Genomic DNA, 19,380 nt, shown 5'->3' with positions numbered 1-19,380 from the left:
CGAGCGCTCTCGTGGCACGAGGGTTCCCCTCGCGCGGGTGGAGGAGGCGCCGTGAGCGACCTGACCGGACGGCTGGAGCACGCCTGGGCGCACCCGGCGACCTCCGACGGGTTCGACCTGCTCGGCGAACTGGAGACGGTGCTCGGCGGGGTCGGGCTCTCCGCCGCGGACGCCGGCGGGGCGATCACGACGACGGGTGCGGACCCGGTGGTGCCCTCGCCCATGCGGATCGGCGGGGCGGCGACGATCGGGCTGCTGGCCAAGTCGGTGGCGGCCGCGGCCGTGCACCGGTGGCGCGGCGGTCCGGGCCAGGACGTGCACGTCGACCTGCGCCGGGCGCCGCACCGGCTGTGCCCGTTCTACGACCGCCGGTGGGAACGGCTCGGCCGCTATCCCGTCGGGTCGTCGCTCGAGCGCGGCAACGCCATGGCGTTCTCCTTCTTCCGGTGCGCCGACGACCGCTGGGTGATGCCCCAGAACATGTACCCCGGCCTGCGCGAACGGGCCCAGGAACTGCTCGGGGTGCCGCTGACGAAGGAGCGGGTGCGCGACGCGATCGCGGCGTGGACCGCGCCCGAGCTCGAGGCCGCGGCGGCCGAGGCCGGCGTCGTCATGCCGATGCTGCGGACACTGCCCGAGTTCCTCGCCTCCGAGCAGTACCCGCACCTCGCCGACCTGCCGCTTATCGAGCTGACGAAGGTGGGGGAGGCGGACCCGCAGCCCCTCCCCGCCGTCGGGACGAACCCGTTCGACGGCCTGCGGGCCCTGGGCATGGGGCACGTCATCGCCGGGGCGGGCTTCGGGCGGTCGTTCGCGCTGCACGGCGCGGACGTGCTCAACCTGTGGCGGCCGAACGAGGGGGAGCACGAGTCGACGTACGCGTCGGCCAACGTCGGGATGCGCTCGGCGTGGCTGGACCCGCGCGGCGACCGCGCCGAGCTCTCGCGGCTGCTCTCCGGCGCCGACGTGTTCTTCCACAACCGCCGCCAGCAGTTCCTGTCCGAGATCGGGCTGACGCCGGCCGAGGCGTGCGCGCAGCGCCCCGGGCTGATCTACGTGTCGGTGTCCCTGCACGGGCTGACCGGCCCGTGGGCGGGGCGGCCCGGGTTCGACCAGTCCGCGGGCTCGGTCACCGGGATGATGCTGCTCGAGGGGTCGACCGACCGACCGCGGCTGCCCCCGATCATGGTGGTGAACGACTACATCGTCCCGTGGCTCGCCCAGGCCGGGGTGGCCGCGGCGCTGCGGCGCCGGGCGGACGAGGGCGGGTCGTGGCACGTGCACGTCTCGCTGACCCGGGTCGCACTGTGGATCCTCTCGCTCGGCATCCTCGACCGGGAGTGGGCGCACTCCGTGGCGGGGTCGCCGGGCGAGCACGAGTACCTGGACCCCGAGACGTTCACCGCGACGACGCCGTTGGGGGAGTACCAGGGCGTCACCGACCAGGTGGCGATGTCGGTGACGCCCGGCGCCTACGACCCGGTGCTGGACGCCCGGGGCGCGGCCCCGCTGAGCTGGCGTCACAGCTCGTAGAGCATCTCCAGGAACTCCGGGTTGTTCAGCGCCCCGTGCCGGGCCTCGCGGACCGTGGCGATCGCGTCGTCGGCGGTGTAGCCCTCCCGGATCAGCGCCGCCGCCGAGAGGAGCCCCGAGCGGTTCATCCCGGCCGCGCAGTGGATGAGCACCCGCTTGCCGCTGGCGTGCATCGAGCGGACGAGGTCGGCGAGGGCGACGAGCGTGTCGCGGTCGGGCTTCGGGCCGTCCTCGATGAGCCAGTGCACGTAGAACTCGACGTCCTCCAGCGGCGGCTCCTCGCCCGAGAGGTCGAACACCGCGTCCCACGGCTCGCCGGGGCTGGGGTGCCCGGACTGCCAGAGTCCGGGCACCACCTCGTCGGCGGGCCAGGGCGGGGCCTCGTCGACCCGGTCGTCGCGGAGGTGGGCGGGGACGTAACCCTCGAGTGGATCAGAGCTCACACGGGGTCTGTACCCGCCGCGGCCACGTCGCCGAGCGCCGATTCCGCGTCGACGAACAGCGCGTCGAGCTCGGGGTCGCCGGTGGGGCCCTCCCGCTCCGGGCCGGCGGGGTAGGACCGGCGCAGCGCGGTGAGCGCCCGGTGCTGGGCGACGCGCACCGCCCCCGCCGTCGACCCGACCGCCGTCGCGGTCTCCTCGGCCGACAGTCCCACGACGACGCGCAGGTGCAGGATCTGCCGCTGACGCCGTGGGAGCGCGGCGAGCGAGCGTCGCAGCCCGGGCTCCCCGGCCCGGCGCACGGCGAGGGTCTCCGGGCCGTCGTCGAGGTCCGGCCGGTCGCCGGGGTCGGCGACGGGCGCGGCCCGGCGGACGGCCGCGCGCCGGGCGTCGACGATCTTGTGCGCCGCGATGCCGTGCACGAACGCGAGGAACGGTCGTCCCTGGTCCCGGTAGCCGGGCAGGGCGCGGAGCACGGCGAGGCAGACCTCCTGGGCGACGTCGTCCGCGTCCGCCGCACCCGGTCCGCCGCGCCCGAGCCGCGCCCGGCAGGAGCGCACGACGACGGGTCGGATCGCCGCGAGCACCGCCCCGAGCGCGGCGCGGTCGCCGGCGACGGCGGCGGCCACGAGGGCGTCGAGCCGGTCGTCCGTCTCCGGTGTCTCCCGCGTCGCCGGCTTCCGCGGGACGGCCGCGAGCGGGCGGGCGGTGGCGTGGTCAGAGCCCATCGGTGCCTCCCCGCGCGGGCAGCCCCAGGTCACGACGCAGCGCCCGCTTCGCCCGGGCGAGCCCGGCGCGGACCTCGCCGACGGAGCACCCGGTCTCGAGCGCGATCCGCGCGAGCCCGATCTCCTGCGTCCGGTACATCATGATCCTCTTCTCCTCCTCGGGCAGGCGGGCCACGGCCCGGTGGAACGCCAACCGGCTCTCCCGCTGCAGCACCTCGGCGACCGGGTCCGCACCCCACTGCCCGGGCGGGACCTCGCGGTCGTCGTCCCCCTCGTCGGGCACCTCGCGTCGCCGGATCGCGGACCGGCGCAGGTCGCGCGAGCGGTTCACCATCACCACGCCGGCGAACCGGAGCCGGACCCCGTCGTCGGCGTCGATCCCCGACCACCGCAGCCACATCACCTCGAGGGCGTGCGAGAGCAGGGCGTGGTGGTCGGTGCCGGACTGCACCGCGACCGACCACGCGCGGCGGACCAGCCTCGGCTGGCAGCGGCGGACGAACGCGTCGAAATCGTCGTCCTGCGCGTCCCGGCCCGGCGTCACCGCGCGTCCGGAGCGGGCGTGTCGCCCCCTCGGCGCGACGTCCTGCGGTGCTCGTCCATGTGGGCCTCCCCGATGGCCTCGTCGACCGTGTCACGAGGGAAGGGACGCCCGAGACCGTCTCGTCACACGTCCGTGACCAGATCACTCGGACGGAGCAGCGATGGCCTGGTCAGCGTGGACGAGCGGTGTCCGCGTCCGGCTGCCGGTGGGCGGCGCGGCCGGCCGGGACGTCGCTGACGAGGTCGGCGACGGTGCGCCGCCGCGGCCCGGTGTCGTGCCGGGATGGTCCCGACGGCGGGTGCGGCCGGTTCGCCGGGGTCGGTCCCGACGCCGGGTCCCGCGGCCCGGGCACGAGCGTCCGGCGGGGGGCGGGCGTGGGGCGGGCGGTCGGCGACCGCACGGCGGCGGGCGCCGGGGCTTGGCGGGCGCCGCGGCCGGCGGGCGGAGCGGTCGCGGCCGGGGCGACGGTGCCGGGTTCCTTGTCACCGGGTGCACGCCGTGACGCACTGCCGGCACGGGAGTGCAGGGCCGTCGGCCGGGTGGTCGCGGCGGAGGCGGAGATCGCGGCGTCGGCGGCGGCGAGGGCGAGCAGGCGCAGCGGGTTGGTCGTGGCGTCGACGAACGCCGGCACGGGCTGCGGCCGACGGGGCGGCACCGGGCGGGCGGCCGGGACCGGGACCGGGACCGGCTCGGCGTCGGGACGGTCGCCCTGCTGCGCGGCCCACAGGTCGGCGTAGACCCCGGGGCGGGCGAGGAGCTCGGCGTGGCGGCCCTGCGCCACGACGCGGCCGGCGTCGAGGACGACGACGAGGTCGGCGTCGCGGGCGGGCGTGAGGTCGTGGCTGACGACGATCGTCGTCCGACCGCCGGAGAGCCGGCGCAGGGGGTCGAGCACGGCGCGGGCGGTGGGCGCGTCGAGACCGGTGGTCGGTTCGTCGAGGACCAGGACCGGGGAGGTGCGCAGCAGGGCCCGCGCGATCGCGAGCCGCTGACGTTGGCCGCCGGACAGGGTGGCGCCGTCCTCGCCGACGAGCGTGTCGAAGCCGTCCGGCAGGTCCCGGATGAACTCGAGCGCCCCGGCCTCGCGGGCGGCCGCCACGATCTCGGCGTCGTCCGCGTCCGGGCGGGCGTAGGCGATGTTCTCCCGGACGGTGAGGTCGAAGAGCATCGGCTTCTGCGGCAGCAGCGTGACCGCGGCGCGCACCGCGGCGATCGCGCGGTCCCGCACGTCCACGCCGTCGAGGGTGATCGCGCCGGACTGGACGTCGACGAAGCGCAGCAGCAGCCTCGTCAGCGTGGACTTCCCGGCCCCGCTCGGGCCGGTGACCAGCACGAACTGCCCCGGCTGCACGTCGAGCGACACCCCGTCGACGCCGGCGGACCCGGTGCCGGGGTAGACGTACCGGACGTCCCGCAGCTGCACCCGGCCGTGCGTGACGGGGGAGTCGTCGGCGTCCTCGGCGTCGACCACGTCGGGGTCGGCGCCGAGGATGTCGAGCAGCCGCTCGCAGGAGGCCGACGCGGAGGTCACGGTCAGGTGCAGCGAGCCCAGCTGCGAGAGCGGCGGGTAGAGGTAGCCGAGGTAGGCGGCGAAGCCGAACAGGCCGCCGACGGTCAGCTCGCCCGCCGCGATGAAGGCGGCGCCCGCGATCAGGACGGCGAGCAGCGCGCCGCTCTGGATGATGGTGGAGATCGGCGCGTAGATCATCTGCAGACGGCTCTCGCGGGCGCGGGCCCGCCACCACACCTCGCCGTGGTGGTCCAGCCGCGCGCTCTCGACCGCCTCGGTGCCGAGCGACTGCACCAGCGGGAGGTTCTGCAGGGACTGCTGGATGGACGTGCCGACCTCGCCGGCCGCGGCCCGCTCGGTGCGCGCGGCGGACCGCGTGAACCGCCCGGTGATCCGGCTGGTCAGCCACATCAGCGGCGCGAGGGCGACGACGATGACGGCGAGCTGCCACTGCACCAGGACCGCGGCCACGGCGTAGGCGATCGCGGTGCCGACCGCGATGATCGTCGTGACGATGCCGGAGGAGGCGAGGGCCTCGACCCCGTCGATGTCGGTGGAGAGCCGCGAGATCAGGTCCCCGGTCGCGTGCTGCGAGAAGAAGGACGGCCCGAGCCGCTGCAGGTGGGCGAAGACCTGGTGGCGCAGCCGGAAGACGAAGCGTTCCGCGGCGCCGACCATCAGCCAACCGCCGATCACCGAGAGCAGGCCGCCCACGGCCGTGAGGACCATCCACTCCACGGCGGAGGGCCACACCGCCGACATCGACCGGGCCACGGTGGCGCCGTCGACGATGCGGGCGAACATCGTGACCACGTAGGTGTCGCAGGCCGTCGACGCGGCCATGAACGCGAAGGCGAGGACCAGCTCCGGGCGGTCGCCGCGCGTGTAGGTCCAGAACCGGCGGACGATCGCGCGGAGGGTGAGGGCGGGCGCGCCGGCGGCCGCCTCGGCGGTGCCGTCCTGCTGGTCCCCCGACGTCGAGTGCGCGCCCACCGTCTCCCTCGTCCGTGCTCGGAAACGGCCGGTGACCCGTGACGGGTCACCGGCCGCGGTGTCCGGCGCCCGACCCGGTCAGGGCCGCGGCGCCGTGGACGACGTCAGTCGTCGCAGCAGTGCTTCGGCTTGCACTCGCGCTTCGGCTCACAGTGCTGCGGCTTGCACTCGTGGCAGCCGCACCCACGGTGGTGGTGGTGGCGGTGCTTCGGGGGAGCGCAGCCGTCCAGCAGGAAGAAGCCCATGATCGATCCTCTCGGGGGAAGGAACCATCGCCTCGCCGGTCGGTGAGGCCCGGTCACGATCGGATCACGACCTGTGAACGAGCTGTGCGTGAGCTGTCCCCCGATCGTGTGATGCGCACATGTCTGTGAATGCATCAATCATTCGGTCAAGGAACCGGCCCCGGAACCACAGAGCCGTCAAGGGCGGACCTTCTCAGAATCTACTCAGGCTGCGGTTGTCAAGGCGGGACGACGACGGCGGGCGTGCACCAGGTTGATCACCGTCGCGGTCGCTCCGAGCGCCACGACGACGCCGCCGTAGACCTCCGCGGCGGTCGCGAGTCCGACCATTCCGCTGCCGATCCCCGCGAGGACGGCGGGCACGGAGAAGGCCGTGTAGGAGATGACGTAGAAGGTCGCGAACAGTTCGCCGCGCTCGTCCGGGGCCGCGATCTCGGCGAACACCCCGAAGCAGGCCAGTGCGGCGGCGCCGAACCCGACCCCCGCGAGCACGGTGCCGAGTCCGGCCACGGGCACGGACACCAGCGCGACGCCGAGCAGCGTGACGGCGGTCCCGGCCGCGAGGAGCCCGGCGGCCGGGGCGACCAGGGAGCGGACGGGGCGCCCCCGCAGCAGGTAGGAGGCCACGGCGCCGGTGCCGCAGAGCAGGGTGACGACCAGCCCGCCGACGAGCCGCGACTGCACCCCGAGCAGCGTCGACGCGATCGACGGCCCGAGCGAGAGGTAGAGCCCGCCGAGGGCCCAGCTCGTGATCAGGACCGGCGTCAGTGCCAGGACCTCACCGCGGAGCCGCGGCGCCACGCCCACCCGGGGCACCAGGGACGCCCACCCCCCGGCGCGCCGCGTGGAGGTCTCGGGGAGGACGGCCACCACGACGGCGGAGAGCGCGAGCAGGACGAGCAGGACGACCCAGACGAGCCGGGTCGGGGCAGGGGCGAGCTGGACGAGAGCGCCGGCGCCGACCGCCCCGGCGGCGAGCCCGGCGAGCGTGCCGACGCCGGTGACCATCCCGGCGCGGTGCGGGGCCTCGCGCGGGGCGAGATCGACCATGGTGGCACCGAGGGTCGTGATCGCGGCCCCGGTCGCGATGCCCTGCAGCAGGCGCGCGACGAGCAGTGCCGGGACCCCGCCCGCCGTCAGGAAGACGACGAAGGAGACGGCCTCGAGGGCGATCGCCCCGGCGAGGACCGGGCGGCGTCCGACGTGGTCGGAGAGCGCGCCCACGACGAGGAGCGCACCCAGGAGGCCGAGGACGTAGACCGCGAAGACGACGGTCAGCGTCGCGGCCGAGAACCCGAAGAGCTGCTGGTAGACGGGGTACAACGGGCTCGGCACGCTGGAGGCGGCCGGGAACAGCACGACGATCCCGCCGACGGCCGCGAACAGCCGCGCGCGGGTCCGGTCCTCGCTACGCACAGATCGCTGCGTTTGCACGAGGGCGACGCTAGCACGAGTTCAGCAAAGATCGCTGCGTTAGTATCGGGGCATGAGCGAGGCGAGTGGGTCGCGGCCGGGTGGTCGGTCCGCGCGGGTGCGGGCGTCGGTGCACCGGGCGGTCGAGGACCTCGTGGCCGAGGGCGTGCGGACCGAGGACCTGACGATCCCGGTGATCGCGGCGCGCGCCGGGGTGCACGCGACGACGGTCTACCGGCGCTGGGGGTCGGTGGCGGAGCTGATCGCCTCGGTGGCGGAGCACCGGTTCACCGGGGACGTGGTCGTGCCCGACACGGGCGGTCTCGGCGCGGACCTCGAGCGCTGGGCCACCGACGTCGCGCGCGACCTCGCCGACCCGGACACCATCGCCCTCATGCGCGCCTCGATCGGCGCCGGGGAGACCGCGTCGTGCGCCTGCACCGCCGACCGCCGCACCCAGATCGCGGCGATCCTCGAGCGGGAGACCGCCCGCGGGGGAGCGGTGCCCGAGCTCGACGCGGTGGTCGACGGGCTCCTCGCGCCGATCTACTACACCGCGCTGTTCGAGCCGGCGGGCCGGGACGACGACGGGCCCGCACCCGGCAGCCGGGTACGGGCCCTCGTCGGGAAGCTCCTGGGCAAGGATCAGGCGCTGAGGCCGTAGCGGGCGCGCTTGCGGGGCAGCACGTTCGCGAGTTCGAGGTCGCCGTCGTAGTGCGCCTTCACCTTCGGGTCCATGATCGCGCGCCAGAGCGGCGGGATCACGGCGACGACGATCATCGTCCCGTAGCCGCTGGGCAGCTGCGGCGACTCCTCGAAGTGGCGCAGCGTCTGGTAGCGGCGGATCGGGTTCGCGTGGTGGTCGGAATGGCGCTGCAGCTGGTAGAGCAGCAGGTTCGACACCGTGTGGTCGGCATTCCAGGAATGGCGCGGGTCGACCCGCTCGTACCGGCCGTCGTCACGTCGCTGCCGCTTGAGGCCGTAGTGCTCCAGGTAGTTCACGACCTCGAGCAGGCTGAATCCGACGAACGCCTGCAGCAGCAGCCACGGCAGGACGGTCGGGCCGAACACGGCGACGAGCGCGCCGAACAGGACGATCGTCATCGCCCACGCGATCAGGATGTCGTTGCGCCAGGTCCAGTGGCTCTTGTCGTGCCGCGCGAAACGCTTCTTCTCCAGGTGCCACGAACTCGTCAGGGAGCCCCAGACGCTGCGCGGCAGGAAGCTCAGCCAGAAGTTCTCCCCGAGACGCGAGCTCGCCGGGTCCTCGGGGGTCGCGACCCGCACGTGGTGGCCGCGGTTGTGCTCCACGTAGAAGTGGCCGTAGGCCGAGGTGGCCAGCGCGATCTTCGAGAGCCAGCGCTCGTTCTCCTCGCGCTTGTGCCCGAGCTCGTGCGCGGTGTTGATGGCGATTCCCGAGACGATGCCCATCGTCAGGGCGAGCCCCAGGTCGCTGTACCAGGGCAGGTCCTGCGTGGCCCACACCCAGCAGGTGAAGACGAGGCTGACGTACTGCACCGGCAGGAACAGGTAGGTGATCCACCGGTAGTACCGGTCCGCCTCCAGGCGGGCCCGCTCGGACTCGGGCGGGTTGTCGTCCGTCTTGCCGATCAGCAGGTCCAGCGCCGGCAGCACCACGAACAGGATGATCGGGCCGATCCACCAGAACAGGCTCAGGCCCGTCGCGTGGACGAGGCCGTAGCCGGCGATCGGCAGGGCGGGCATCACGGTGCCCAGCGGCCACAGGTAGCGGCGCTTGTCGCGCCACGGTTCCTGGTCGTTCAGCTCGGGCTCTCGTGCCTGCTCGATGGTCATCGTCGGTCTCCTCACGCTCCCCGTACACCGGTAACTGTGACAGCGTGTCGCGCTTGAAACAAGACCGAGTTTTTGTCTCAGTTCGGGTGCGGCTCTCCGGGTGACAGGAAAGCGTCGTTGCTGTCACTGGGCGCCAGGAACGCCACATCGTCGATCTCTTCCCGACGCCGGGTCGGTGCGGATCGGGATCGTGCGTCCGGTCGGGGCGTCCGGTGTGGGCCCTGTCGTGGTGTGCCACCCCTGCGGCCTGGCCTCGTCGTGGTGCTTCCCCGCGACAAGGTTCGGGGGCGGCTGCGGCTCGCCGCGACAGGGCGTGCGCGGCAGATCGGGGACGACCCGCCGTCGGGAAGGCGCCGGTGATCACGTCGGCGGGACGCAGGTGGCTGATGTCGATCTTCAAGACAGCCACCACCGTCCCCTCGACGTGATCATGGGCCGTGCGGTGGGAGCAGCGGGCGCATGAAGGTGCGCTCGTGGCGCAGCACGCAGCCCGACTCGTCGCGGATGCGGTCGGCCGCGAGGAACTCGGGGTCCTCGCCGAACCGCCGGCGGTAGATCTCGTACTCGGCGAGGCCCGGGAAGCTGAACAGGGCCAGCGCCTCGTCGCTCGCGCCCTCGCCGGGCAGGTAGTAGCCGTGGTGGGTGCCGCCGTGGCGGTCGACGAGCTCCATCCAGGCGTTCGCGAACCGTTCGAAGGCGTCGATCTTCGTCGGGTCGATCGTGTAGCGGACGACGCAGGTGATCACGCGCGGCGGAGTACCCGGGTCGACGGGGTCACGAGAGGCAGAGCAGGCAGCTCGCGATCCGGGCGAGGCGGTCGGAGGCCTCCGCGTGGCCGAGTCCGGGGGAGACGAGGTGGCTGATGGTGAGGCGGACGATCGCGTCGACGGCGTCGTCGACGACCCGCCCGTCCACCTCCGGCAGGCGCCGCCGGACCCACTCGCCGACGAGGCCGGAGCCGCCGGCGATGATCGCGTCGCCGCGGGTCGTCAGGAAGGGCAGCAGTCCGGTGTCGCCGCTGCGGCTGCCGGTGAGGATGGCGCGCAGCAGCGGGTTGTCCGCGGCCTCGTCGAGGGTGAACCGGACCGACGCGCGGACCCCGTCCGGGACGTCCGCGCTGTTCTCGAGGACCGAGCCGATCCCGCTGAAGAAGCGCTCGGCCTCGCGCGCCACCAGGGCCTCGCCGACGCCGTCCTTCGTGCCGAACTCCCGGTAGAGGGTGGGTCGGGACACCCCCGAGGCGGTCGCGACCTCCCCGATGCGCACGCGGTCCCACCCGTGCTCGACGGCCAGCGTGGCCGCGGTGTCGAGCACGCGCTCGCGCACCTGGCGCCGGAACTCGACGCGGAGAGATTCGCCGGTCATGCGTCGAGTCTCACTCATTGCGACCGATCGCGACTCCGGAGGACACAGATAGCGGCCGGACGGGTGTCGACACTCCGCCCGTTACCGCATCGTGATCCGACTAGTTTGATCAGGCATACGGCCTGACCTGCGCGTCTGGGCGGAGCAAGCACAGGGGGTGAGTACTAGGCCAACTCAGTGAAGCGATCACGCTCGGCCAAGCGGGTGTAACGCGGTCGTGTGGCTACCGATGAGTCGGCCAGATTCGGCGCAGGACCGGTCGTCGGGGCCAACGACTGAGGAGGTCGCAAGGATGCGTGCACGTCCCGGGCGGTTACTGCCGAGTGTGATCGTCGGCGGACTACTGATCTCCGGACTGGCCCTGGGGGCCGGCACTGCGAGCGCGGCGACGTGCAAGTCCGCCGCAGGTGAGGACGTCCCGAACCTCGGAGTGACGATCAAGGCGGGCGCGAATGGCGCGTGCGAGCTGACGGCTCTCGGGGCTCAGACCTACGGCACGCTCGACGCGGCCGTCACCGCACTTCTCAACGGGGCGGAGGACAAGGCCGCAGACCCCGAGCCCACGAACACCGGTGCCGGAGGTGACAGCGGTACGACGCCACCCGGGTCCACGGGCGATGCCGCCCCGGGCAACGGCGATGGCTCGACTAGCCCGGGCACAGGACTGGGCGCCGGTACCGACACCCCAACCGGGTCCGGCGCGGGTACAAACACAGGCGCCACGAACGGCACCGGCGCGCAGGGCTCGCAGTCGGGAAGCCAGCCACAGGTCAATGGGTCGGACCTGCCGCCACCCGGGCCTGCGCTCCCCGCGGCGCTCGCCGCCGCCGGGCCCGTCGGGGCGTTGCCCGCGTTGCCCCCGATGCCCGGGATCGCGCCGGCGGGTCTCGCGTCGAGCTTGTTCAGCGCGAACACCTACGACCCGGGCCTGCTCATGGGCTCCCCGCTGGGCAACGCCGCGTCGGCGCTGTTCAACCCGCAGGCCGACTCGGCGGTCACGACCGTGAGCCAGGCACAGGCCCTCGCCGGTACCGGGAGCGGCGGCTACGGCACGCCCGCGACCATCGGCGTGATCATCCTGGCCTGCCTGATCGGCTTCGCCGTGCGGCACCGCGTGATCAGCCGCATGAAGGCCCGCGAGCTCCCGGTCGCGGAGTACCGGCCGCGCCACGCGGCGCCGGAAGCCGAGTCGCCCACCGAGCTGGTGGGCGCCTCGGCCACCCCGCCGGCGGACGAGGCGAGGACGCTCGTGGTGCTGACCCGGCGATGAGTACCTGTGAGCACCTTCCGTCGCGACAGCGACGGAATGTGCTCACAGGGCGAAGCCACAGCCCGGTCGGTCCGCGCCGACCGACCGGGCTCCGACGGCCGGCCTGCCCCCGGCCACCGAGGGTCCGGCGGTGCACCTCCCCTGGGCGCCGCCGGGCTCTCGGCCCCGGGTCGACCTACGTCGCCGACCCCGGGTCCCGCGGCCGCTAGCCTCGGCGGCCGTGAACGACACGCCCTGGGAGCCGCCCCTCGCCGGCACCGAGGCCGAGCACCTCGTCGGCGCGCTCGAGCGGCTGCGCGCGACGTTCCGGTGGAAGGCCGAGGGGCTCGACGAGGACGGCCTGGCCGCCACGATCGGCGTCTCCGCCCTCACCCTCGGCGGGCTCCTGAAGCACCTGGCGTGGGTCGAGGCGCTCACCTTCCACGCCAAGCTGCACGGCGAGCCGCTCGGCGACGAGTGGGACGACGCCCCCTGGGACGACGACCCCGACTGGGAGTTCACGTCCGCCGCCGCCGACGACCCGGCCACCCTCTACGCCCGGTACGACCGCGCGGTCGCCTGGTCCCGCGCCGCCCTCGACGAAGCACTCGCCGACGGGGGCCTCGACCGCACCGTCCACCTCGCCGGTCCCGACGGCGCGGAGGTCAGCCTCCGGCGGATCGTCTGCGACCTGATCGAGGAGTACGGCCGGCACACCGGCCACGCCGACCTGATCCGCGAGTACGTCGACGGCCGGACGGGCGAGGACCCGCCGGCGGGTTGGAGTCCGACATGAGCAGGCTCGTCCTCGGCTGCATGCGCATCGAGGGTCTCGACGACGGGTCGATCCGGTCCCTCGTCGACACCGCCCTCGACGTCGGCATCACCACCTTCGACCACGCCGACATCTACGGCTCCACCCGCCACGCCTGCGAGCGCCGCTTCGGCGAGGCGGCGGGCCTCACGGGCGCGCGCCGCGAGAAGGCGGTCGTCCAGACGAAGGTCGGCATCCGCGAGGGCTACTACGACTTCTCCCGCGAGCACGTCCGCCGCTCGGTCGACGAGTCCCTCGAGGCGCTGCGCGTCGACCACGTCGACGTGCTGCTGCTGCACCGGCCCGACGCGCTGGCCGATCCCGACGACGTCGCGGAGACCCTCGACGGGCTGGTCGCCGCCGGGAAGGTCCGGGCGATCGGGGTCTCCAACCACACGGCGGGCCAGATCGCGCTGCTCGAGCGCGCCCTCCCGCACCCGATCGTCGCCAACCAGATGCAGCTCGGCCTCGGCCACGCGCCGATGATCGCCGCCGGGCTGGCGGCCAACGTGGCAGGCCTCGACCAGTCGGTCGACCGCGACGGCGGGGTCCTCGACGCCTGCCGGCTGAGGGACATCACCGTGCAGGCGTGGTCTCCCTTCGCCGACGCGAGCGGACGCATCGTCCTCGGCGACCGGGAGCACCACGCCGACCTCAACGACGCGCTCGACGAGATCGCGGCCGCGCACGGCGTCACGCCGACCGCCGTCGCCACCGCCTGGATCACCACGCACCCGGCGGGGATGCAGGTGGTGGTCGGCTCCACGCGGCCCGAGCGCATCCGGGAAGCGGCGCCCGGCGCGGACCTTCGGTTGACCCGCCCGGAGTGGTACCGCCTCGTCGCCGCCGCCGGGTACGCCATCCCCTGACGTAACGTGTTAGGCCGAACGGGCGATGCACCCGCCATGAACTCCGTCGCGGGCTGGGTGCTGCTCGGCCTCGGGCTGCTCGTGATCCCCCTGGTCTGCGCCGTGCTCACCCACCGCCTGCTCCGCAGCCCGGTGTGGGCGTGGCAGGCGGTCCTCGCACGCACGCTGTCCGGCGTGCCCGCGTTCCTCGGGATCGGCGCCGTGACCACCATCGTCCTGTCCTACGCGACCGGCCTCCCCGAGGACGTGGGCGCGGTCGCGGCCGTGGTCACCGGCGTGCTCGTCGCGGGCAGCGTCTGCTTCACCGCCCGCGGTCTGCGCGTGGACCCGCGCGAGGTCAGCCGGCCAGACGCACCGGCAGGTGCTTGATCCCGTTCACGAAGATCGACTGCAGTCGGTCCGGCTCGCCCACGACCTCGAGGTCGCCCATCTCGGTCAGCAGCCGACGGAACATCACGCCCGCCTCGCGCCGCGCGAGGTGCGCGCCGAGACAGAAGTGCGGGCCGTGGGCGCCGAAGCCCTGGTGCGGGTTGGGGGAGCGGCGCAGGTCGAGCCGGTCGGGGTCGGTGAACACGGACTCGTCCCGGTTCGCCGACCCGTAGAGCAGCAGCAGCTTCTCGCCGGCCTGCACGGGCACGTCGCCGACCGTGGTGTCCTCGACGACCGTGCGCCGCATCCAGTTGATCGGTGACGCCCAGCGCACCACCTCGTCGACGGCGGTCGGCAGCTCCGGTTCGGCCGCCCACACCGCGCGCGCCGCGGGGTCGAGGTGCATGCCCCACACGCCGTGGGTGACCGCGTTGCGGGTGGTCTCGTTGCCGGCGACGCAGAGCAGGATGAAGAACGAGGCGATCTCCTGGTGCGACAGCCGCTCGCCGTCGACCTCGCCGTGGACCAGTGCCGACAGCACGTCGTCGCGCGGGTCGTCCTCGACCGACGCGGCGAGCTCGGTCATCAGCCCGGACAGGCCCGCACCCGCCGTCAGGTAGTCCTGGAGCGGGTTCTCGGAGGTGACGTACTCCGGGTCGTCGCCGGCGAGGATCATGTTCGACCAGGTGAAGACGTCCTCGCGACGCGACTCCGGGATGCCCATCATGTCGCAGATCAGCAGCAGCGGGAGCGGCGCCGAGATCTCGCTGACCAGGTCGAACTCACCACCGTTCGCCGCCGCCTTCGCCTGGGCCCGCGCGAGGACCTCGTCGGCGATCCGCTCGACGTCGTCGATCAGGCCGGACACCCGCTTCGGGGTGAACGCCGCCGCCGCGATCCGCCGGATCTTCGTGTGGCGCGGCGCGTCCATGCTGATGAGCGACCCGAAGAACTCGTGCGCCTCGGCGGGCAGGTCGAGGATCGACACCGCGCCGCGCCCGGAGCAGAATCGCTGCGGGTTGCGGCTGACCTCGTCGACGTCGGCGTGGCGCGCGACCACCCGGAACCCGTCGCCCTTCGGGAACCCGGGGAACTCCGGCTCCTCGAACCACGGCAGGCCCTCCGTCGCGCGCAGCTCGGCGAACGTGGCGTAGCGGTCCTTCCAGGGCAGCGCCCAGAACTCGCGATTGCCGAGATCCATCAGTCCTCCAAGATCGTCACGAGCGCGGTGGTCAGGAGCTTCCGGACGGCGGGTCGGTCCAGCGAGCCCCGCACGAGCCACTCGCGCGAGGCCGCCCGCACCATGCCGAAGAAGGCGCGCACCCGGGCGCGCAGGGGCTCGTCGCAGGGGTCGCGGTCGAGGGCGGTGAGCACGCGGTCCACCGCCGTCTCGTCGGAGTCCTCCACGACGGCGTCCACCTCGGCGTCCCCGGAGAGCCCCATCCCGACCGACAGCCACAGCGTCCGCCGGTCCTCCACGGTGTCGAGGAACCAGTCGACCGCCGCCGCGGCCCGCTGTTCGCGGCGGTGCCCGGCCAGGTCGGCCGCGGCCTGCTCGGGGATCGTCAGCAGTTCGCGCAGCGCCTCGAGGTACAGGGCGCGCTTCGTGCCGAAGTAGTGGTTGAGCAGGGCGCGCGCCACCCCGGCCTCCCGCGCCAGGTCCGTCGTCGAGACCTCGGCGTACGGGCGCTCGGCGTACAGGCGCAGCGCCGCGTCGAGGATCTCGGAACGGCGGGCGTCGGGGTCGAGCCGGCGCCGCGCGGCGAGCTCGGTCACCGCAGCACCGTGAGCGGCAGCCGCAGCGCGCCGGGCGCCTCGGCCGGGACGACCGGTCGATCCGGGGCGACCGGCTCCACCCGGCGGTACGCCTCGCCCGGTGCCGGCCGCGGGTCGGACTCGCCCGCGTTCGGCCACAGCGACAGCGCCCGTTCGGCCAGCGCGGTGATCGTCAGCGACGGGTTCACGCCGAGGTTCGAGGGGATGGTCGAGCCGTCGATGACGTGCACGCCGGGGTGGCCGTGCAGCCGGTGGTAGGCGTCGACGACGCCGTCGTCGGGGGTGGACCCGAGCAGCGCCCCGCCGAGGAAGTGCCCCGTGACCGGGATGTTCGCGAGGCTCGACGCCGCACCGACCGGCACGCCGCGGATGCGTCGCGCGACCCGTCGCGCCACCTCGTGCCCCGCGGGGATCCACGGCGGGTTCGCCTCGCCGTCGGCCGCGGCGCTGGTGAGCCCCGGCAGGAACCGCCGCCGGCGCAGCGTCAGCGAGTTGTTCAGCGTCTGCATCACCAGCAGGACGATCGACTCCTCCGACCAGCGCTTCGGCCGGTGGATGAGCGGGAGTTCCCGACGACGGGTCAGGAACTCCCGGGCGACCCGGCGCCAGCCCGGGCCCTGCCGCCCGATGGTCGGGTCGTCGGGGTCGGCCGTGCCGTCGATCAGCATCGCCGACATCAGCGCGAGCAGGTTCGACCCGTGCCCGTAGCGCACCGGCTCGACGTGGGTGTTCTCGTCGACGTGCAGGGACGACGTGATGGCGACGCCGTCGGTGAAGTCCGCGCCGGGGTCGGGCGTGCGGGCGGCGAGGATCGCCTCGGAGTTGGTGCGCACGCCCTGGCCGAGCCGGCGCGAGACGCGGGGGAGGAAGCCCTTGTCGCGCTGCCGGTGCAGCAGGCGCTGCGTGCCCAGCGCGGAGGCGGACACGACCACCTGACCGGCCGTCAGCACCCGTCGTCGGGAACGGTGGCCGGGACGCGGGGTCTCACGGACCTCGACCTCGTAGCCGGAGGCGCCCGAGAGGTCGCCGTGGCGGGGGCGGATCAGGGTCGCGGTGGTCATCGGGTGGACGACCGCGCCCGCGCCCTCGGCGAGGTGCAGGTAGTTCTTCGCGACCGTGTTCTTCGCGTTGTGGCGGCAGCCGGTCATGCACTCGCCGCAGTCGATGCAGGTGCGGCGGGCCGGGCCGGCCCCGCCGAAGTACGGGTCCGGCACCTCGACGCCCGGCTCGTCGCCGAAGAGCACCCCGACGTCGGCGTTGCGGTAGGTGTGCCCGACGCCGAGCTCCTCGGCGACGTCGCGCATCACGGCGTCGGCGGCGGAGGTGCGCGGGTAGGTCTGCACGCCGAGCATGCGCGAGGCCTGGTCGTAGTGGCGGTCGAGCTCGTCGTCCCAGTCGACGCCCGCGGGCCAGGTGCCGTCGGCGAACACGCGGGCCGGCGGCCGGTAGAGGGTGTTCGCGTAGACCAGCGACCCGCCGCCGACGCCCGCCCCGGAGAGCACGAGCACGTGGCGCAGCGGGTCGATCCGGAAGATCCCGTGGAAGCCCAGGCGCGGGGCCCAGAGGAAGTCGCGCAGGTGCCACGAGGTGCGCGCGAACTCGTGGTCGGCGAAGCGGCGACCCGCCTCGAGCACCCCGACCCGGTAGCCCTTCTCGGTGGCCCGCAGCGCCGCGACGCCGCCGCCGAACCCCGACCCGATCACGAGGACGTCGTAGTCCATGGCGGGCACTCTGCGCTCTTGTTGGCAGGCTGTCAACAATGCTCGCGTTCTGCTCACGGCAGAAGCGTGGGACGGGTGCCGGTCGGGTCTGCGACCGTGCTCACATGGGTGAGCTGATTCGGCTGGACGCGCACCGCCGGGGTCGCGCGGCGAGGCCTGCCGCGGTCGGGACGAACGACTCGTCCGTGCACGTCGAGGCCACGAACGATGCGTTCGTCCCGTCTGGCAGGGGCCCGCAGCGCGCCGCACGTGGCCCCGAGCCCCTGTGGCGCGAGGTGGTCGGCCGGCGGGTGCGCGCGGTGCGCCGGGAACGGGGTGAGCGCCTCGCCGACGTCGCCGAGCGCGCCGGGATCTCGCCGCAGTACCTGTCCGAGATCGAGCGCGGCGTGAAGGATCCGTCCAGCGAGATCCTCGCCGCGGTGGCCGGGGCGCTCGACCTCCCGCTGCGCGACCTCGTCGGGCTCGCCCACACCGATCTCGCCCGCGGGGCCGGGTCGCGGGGGCCGGTGCTGCTCGCCGCGTGAGCGCTCGGTGCTCCGGGCGATCGGCCGACCCGCGCGTCGCGCACACACTTCGCGGACCGGACGACCCGAGGGCGGCGGGACGCCGACCCGGGGCCACCGGGATGTGTGCGCGACGCGCAGGGATCACGCGGGTCGATCGCCGGGTCGGTCGGTGTGTGTGCGCGACGCACAGGGATCACCGACCTCAGTGCCGCTCGATCACCTGGTCGACGATCCCGTAGTCGCGGGCCGCGGTGGCGGTGAGAACCAGGTCGCGGTCGGTGTCGCGCCGCAGCGTCGCCTCGTCCCGTCCCGTGTGCCTCGCGAGGATCGCCTCCATCTCCGCGCGGACCCGGACCACCTCGTCGGCGGCGAGGATGAGGTCGGGGATCGCGCCGCGGCCCTGGGCGGCGGGCTGGTGGAGCACGATGCGAGCGTGCGGGAGGGCCGAGCGACGGCCCGGCGCCCCGGCCGCGAGCAGCACCGCACCCGCCGCGACGGCCTGGCCGACGCAGGTCGTGGCGATCGGCGCGCGCACGTACTGCAGGGTGTCGTACACCGCCAGCATCGCCGCGGTGTCGCCGCCCTCGCAGTTGACGTACAGCCCGATCTCCTGGTCCGGGGCGTCGGACTCCAGGTGCAGCAGCTGGGCGATCAGGGCGTTCGCGACCCCGGCGTCGATCGCCGTACCGAGGTACACGATGCGCTGGCTCAGCAGGTGCGAGTAGACGTCGGTGATGCGCTCGCCGCGCGAGTCGCGGGTGAGGACGTTGGGGATCGTGTAGCTGCTCATGCCGCCACCCCCATGCCGACCCGCAGCCGCCGCACCGGCATGACCTGGTCGAAGCTCGACACGATCCCGTCGACGAAGCCGTAGTCCCGCGCCTCGTCGGCCGTGAACCACCGGTCGTGCAGCGAGTCCTCGAACACCCGCTCCGGCGGCTGTCCGGTGTCGTCGGCGATGAGGCCGAGCACGGTGTCGCGGGTGTGCCGGAGGTCGTTCGCCTGCACCTCGACCTCCACGGCCGATCCTCCGATCCCGGACGACCCCTGGTGCATCAGGATCTTCGCGTGCGGCAGGGCGAACCGCTTGCCGGGTGTCCCGGCCGAGAGCAGGAACTGCCCGGCGCTGCACGCGAGGCCCAACGCGAGGGTCGAGACGTCGACCGGGACGAGGCGCATCACGTCGCGGATCGCGAGCATCGCCGGCACCGAGCCGCCGGGGGAGTGGATCCACAGCGCGATGTCGGCGGAGTCGTTCTCCGCGGCGAGGGTGAGCAGGTGGGTGGCGAGGGCGGTGCCGTTGTCGTCGTCGAGCGGGCCGTCGAGCACGAGCACCCGGTGGCGCAGCAGCTGCGCCCGCAGGTCGGGGGAGAAGGACGTCGGGTCGGTCATGGCCCCGACCCTGGCTTCCCGACGCCGGGTCCTGCCGCGCCTTCCGCCGGCGGCAGCGCCGTGCTGCTCAGAGCAGCGTCTCGGGCCCGACGCGGGGG

At 73.8% G+C, this 19,380-nt stretch carries 21 protein-coding genes; 7 read left to right on the top strand and 14 right to left on the bottom strand.

Annotation, left to right across the window (positions count from 1 at the left end; translation table 11 throughout):
- Positions 1 to 51 precede the first annotated feature (51 nt).
- Positions 52 to 1,533, top strand: coding sequence for a CoA transferase (locus LN037_RS02220; protein ID WP_230749385.1), 1,482 nt, complete (start codon positions 52 to 54; stop codon positions 1,531 to 1,533).
- On the opposite strand, the gene LN037_RS33300 is transcribed toward LN037_RS02220, so the two are convergent.
- From LN037_RS33300 to LN037_RS02190, 6 genes are all read right to left on the bottom strand, one after another.
- Entirely contained in the window at positions 1,521 to 1,976 is a 456-nt protein-coding gene (locus LN037_RS33300) for a protein-tyrosine phosphatase family protein (protein ID WP_230749383.1), read from the bottom strand. The genes LN037_RS02220 and LN037_RS33300 overlap by 13 nt on opposite strands.
- A complete protein-coding gene (gene shbA / locus LN037_RS02210) occupies positions 1,973 to 2,701 on the bottom strand; it encodes an RNA polymerase sigma factor ShbA (RefSeq protein WP_255692718.1) in 729 nt (242 codons plus the stop codon). Before shbA ends, LN037_RS33300 begins: the two co-directional genes overlap by 4 nt.
- Positions 2,691 to 3,245, bottom strand: a complete 555-nt coding sequence (locus LN037_RS02205) for an RNA polymerase sigma factor (protein ID WP_230749381.1) — start codon at positions 3,243 to 3,245, stop codon at positions 2,691 to 2,693. Before LN037_RS02205 ends, shbA begins: the two co-directional genes overlap by 11 nt.
- Positions 3,246 to 3,414: 169 nt before the next feature.
- Positions 3,415 to 5,748: an ABC transporter ATP-binding protein gene (locus tag LN037_RS02200; RefSeq protein ID WP_230749379.1), complete on the bottom strand. Its 2,334-nt coding sequence runs from the start codon at positions 5,746 to 5,748 to the stop codon at positions 3,415 to 3,417.
- Between the two features lie 104 nt (positions 5,749 to 5,852).
- Positions 5,853 to 5,993, bottom strand: a complete 141-nt coding sequence (locus LN037_RS02195) for a hypothetical protein (RefSeq protein ID WP_230749377.1) — start codon at positions 5,991 to 5,993, stop codon at positions 5,853 to 5,855.
- A 204-nt stretch (positions 5,994 to 6,197) separates the two neighbouring features.
- Positions 6,198 to 7,409 carry an MFS transporter gene (locus LN037_RS02190; RefSeq protein WP_230749375.1) on the bottom strand — a complete coding sequence of 404 codons (1,212 nt, stop codon included), beginning with the start codon at positions 7,407 to 7,409 and terminating at the stop codon, positions 6,198 to 6,200.
- 70 nt (positions 7,410 to 7,479) lie between these two features.
- Here LN037_RS02190 and LN037_RS02185 point away from each other — a divergent pair, with 70 nt between their 5' ends.
- Positions 7,480 to 8,070 (top strand): TetR-like C-terminal domain-containing protein, encoded by a 591-nt coding sequence (locus tag LN037_RS02185; protein ID WP_230749374.1) that lies wholly within the window; start codon positions 7,480 to 7,482, stop codon positions 8,068 to 8,070.
- On the opposite strand, the gene LN037_RS02180 is transcribed toward LN037_RS02185, so the two are convergent.
- The 3 genes from LN037_RS02180 to LN037_RS02170 form a co-directional block, all read right to left on the bottom strand.
- The gene (locus LN037_RS02180; protein ID WP_230749372.1) at positions 8,052 to 9,221 is read right to left on the bottom strand and encodes an alkane 1-monooxygenase; all 1,170 of its coding nucleotides are present in this window, start codon (positions 9,219 to 9,221) and stop codon (positions 8,052 to 8,054) included. The two genes, LN037_RS02185 and LN037_RS02180, sit on opposite strands and share 19 nt — an antisense overlap.
- A 428-nt stretch (positions 9,222 to 9,649) precedes the next feature.
- A complete protein-coding gene (locus LN037_RS02175; protein WP_230749369.1) occupies positions 9,650 to 9,967 on the bottom strand; it encodes an NIPSNAP family protein in 318 nt (105 codons plus the stop codon).
- A gap of 28 nt (positions 9,968 to 9,995) precedes the next feature.
- On the bottom strand, positions 9,996 to 10,586 hold the full coding sequence (locus tag LN037_RS02170; RefSeq protein WP_230749367.1) for a TetR/AcrR family transcriptional regulator: 591 nt from the start codon (positions 10,584 to 10,586) through the stop codon (positions 9,996 to 9,998).
- 862 nt (positions 10,587 to 11,448) lie between these two features.
- Between LN037_RS02170 and LN037_RS02165 the strand changes: the two genes are divergently transcribed.
- The 4 genes from LN037_RS02165 (at position 11,449) to LN037_RS02150 (ending at position 13,887) form a co-directional block, all read left to right on the top strand.
- Positions 11,449 to 11,856, top strand: coding sequence for a hypothetical protein (locus LN037_RS02165; RefSeq protein WP_230749366.1), 408 nt, complete (start codon positions 11,449 to 11,451; stop codon positions 11,854 to 11,856).
- A gap of 220 nt (positions 11,857 to 12,076) precedes the next feature.
- Positions 12,077 to 12,631 carry a mycothiol transferase gene (locus LN037_RS02160; RefSeq protein WP_230749364.1) on the top strand — a complete coding sequence of 185 codons (555 nt, stop codon included), beginning with the start codon at positions 12,077 to 12,079 and terminating at the stop codon, positions 12,629 to 12,631.
- Positions 12,628 to 13,518, top strand: coding sequence for an aldo/keto reductase (locus LN037_RS02155; RefSeq protein WP_230749362.1), 891 nt, complete (start codon positions 12,628 to 12,630; stop codon positions 13,516 to 13,518). The genes LN037_RS02160 and LN037_RS02155 overlap by 4 nt, the downstream gene beginning before the upstream one ends.
- A 36-nt stretch (positions 13,519 to 13,554) precedes the next feature.
- Positions 13,555 to 13,887 carry a hypothetical protein gene (locus LN037_RS02150; protein ID WP_230749360.1) on the top strand — a complete coding sequence of 111 codons (333 nt, stop codon included), beginning with the start codon at positions 13,555 to 13,557 and terminating at the stop codon, positions 13,885 to 13,887.
- Here LN037_RS02150 and LN037_RS02145 read toward each other — a convergent pair.
- From LN037_RS02145 to LN037_RS02135, 3 genes are read right to left on the bottom strand one after another with little or no spacing between them, the layout of a single operon-like run.
- Positions 13,856 to 15,088, bottom strand: a complete 1,233-nt coding sequence (locus LN037_RS02145) for a cytochrome P450 (protein ID WP_230749358.1) — start codon at positions 15,086 to 15,088, stop codon at positions 13,856 to 13,858. The two genes, LN037_RS02150 and LN037_RS02145, sit on opposite strands and share 32 nt — an antisense overlap.
- Positions 15,088 to 15,663 (bottom strand): TetR/AcrR family transcriptional regulator, encoded by a 576-nt coding sequence (locus tag LN037_RS02140; RefSeq protein ID WP_230749355.1) that lies wholly within the window; start codon positions 15,661 to 15,663, stop codon positions 15,088 to 15,090. Before LN037_RS02140 ends, LN037_RS02145 begins: the two co-directional genes overlap by 1 nt.
- Complete coding sequence (locus LN037_RS02135) at positions 15,660 to 17,384, bottom strand: GMC family oxidoreductase N-terminal domain-containing protein (RefSeq protein ID WP_230749353.1); 1,725 nt, start codon at positions 17,382 to 17,384, stop codon at positions 15,660 to 15,662. The genes LN037_RS02140 and LN037_RS02135 overlap by 4 nt, the downstream gene beginning before the upstream one ends.
- Positions 17,385 to 17,488: 104 nt before the next feature.
- On the opposite strand from LN037_RS02135, the gene LN037_RS02130 reads away from it, so the two are divergent.
- On the top strand, positions 17,489 to 17,908 hold the full coding sequence (locus tag LN037_RS02130; protein WP_230749351.1) for a helix-turn-helix domain-containing protein: 420 nt from the start codon (positions 17,489 to 17,491) through the stop codon (positions 17,906 to 17,908).
- A gap of 184 nt (positions 17,909 to 18,092) precedes the next feature.
- Here the strand turns inward: LN037_RS02130 and LN037_RS02125 are convergent, their stop codons facing one another.
- Entirely contained in the window at positions 18,093 to 18,680 is a 588-nt protein-coding gene (locus LN037_RS02125) for a ClpP family protease (RefSeq protein WP_230749349.1), read from the bottom strand.
- Positions 18,677 to 19,282, bottom strand: a complete 606-nt coding sequence (locus LN037_RS02120) for a ClpP family protease (RefSeq protein ID WP_230749348.1) — start codon at positions 19,280 to 19,282, stop codon at positions 18,677 to 18,679. Before LN037_RS02120 ends, LN037_RS02125 begins: the two co-directional genes overlap by 4 nt.
- Positions 19,283 to 19,380: the final 98 nt, after the last annotated feature.

This window comes from Actinomycetospora soli (assembly GCF_021026295.1).
Lineage (GTDB): Bacteria > Actinomycetota > Actinomycetes > Mycobacteriales > Pseudonocardiaceae > Actinomycetospora > Actinomycetospora soli.
This window is presented reverse-complemented; position numbering and strand designations above follow the sequence as displayed.

Excerpts from the sequence above, each read along its gene's own strand:
- LN037_RS02150 (WP_230749360.1), top strand. The coding sequence starts at position 13,555 with ATGAACTCCGTCGCGGGCTGGGTGCTGCTCGGCCTCGGGCTGCTCGTG.
- LN037_RS02155 (WP_230749362.1), top strand. The coding sequence starts at position 12,628 with ATGAGCAGGCTCGTCCTCGGCTGCATGCGCATCGAGGGTCTCGACGAC.
- LN037_RS02125 (WP_230749349.1), bottom strand. The coding sequence starts at position 18,680 with ATGAGCAGCTACACGATCCCCAACGTCCTCACCCGCGACTCGCGCGGC.
- LN037_RS02135 (WP_230749353.1), bottom strand. The coding sequence starts at position 17,384 with ATGGACTACGACGTCCTCGTGATCGGGTCGGGGTTCGGCGGCGGCGTC.
- LN037_RS02185 (WP_230749374.1), top strand. The coding sequence starts at position 7,480 with ATGAGCGAGGCGAGTGGGTCGCGGCCGGGTGGTCGGTCCGCGCGGGTG.
- LN037_RS02130 (WP_230749351.1), top strand. The coding sequence starts at position 17,489 with ATGGGTGAGCTGATTCGGCTGGACGCGCACCGCCGGGGTCGCGCGGCG.
- shbA (WP_255692718.1), bottom strand. The coding sequence starts at position 2,701 with ATGGGCTCTGACCACGCCACCGCCCGCCCGCTCGCGGCCGTCCCGCGG.
- LN037_RS02145 (WP_230749358.1), bottom strand. The coding sequence starts at position 15,088 with ATGGATCTCGGCAATCGCGAGTTCTGGGCGCTGCCCTGGAAGGACCGC.
- LN037_RS02120 (WP_230749348.1), bottom strand. The coding sequence starts at position 19,282 with ATGACCGACCCGACGTCCTTCTCCCCCGACCTGCGGGCGCAGCTGCTG.
- LN037_RS02180 (WP_230749372.1), bottom strand. The coding sequence starts at position 9,221 with ATGACCATCGAGCAGGCACGAGAGCCCGAGCTGAACGACCAGGAACCG.
- LN037_RS02165 (WP_230749366.1), top strand. The coding sequence starts at position 11,449 with ATGCCCGGGATCGCGCCGGCGGGTCTCGCGTCGAGCTTGTTCAGCGCG.
- LN037_RS02170 (WP_230749367.1), bottom strand. The coding sequence starts at position 10,586 with ATGACCGGCGAATCTCTCCGCGTCGAGTTCCGGCGCCAGGTGCGCGAG.
- LN037_RS02195 (WP_230749377.1), bottom strand. The coding sequence starts at position 5,993 with ATGGGCTTCTTCCTGCTGGACGGCTGCGCTCCCCCGAAGCACCGCCAC.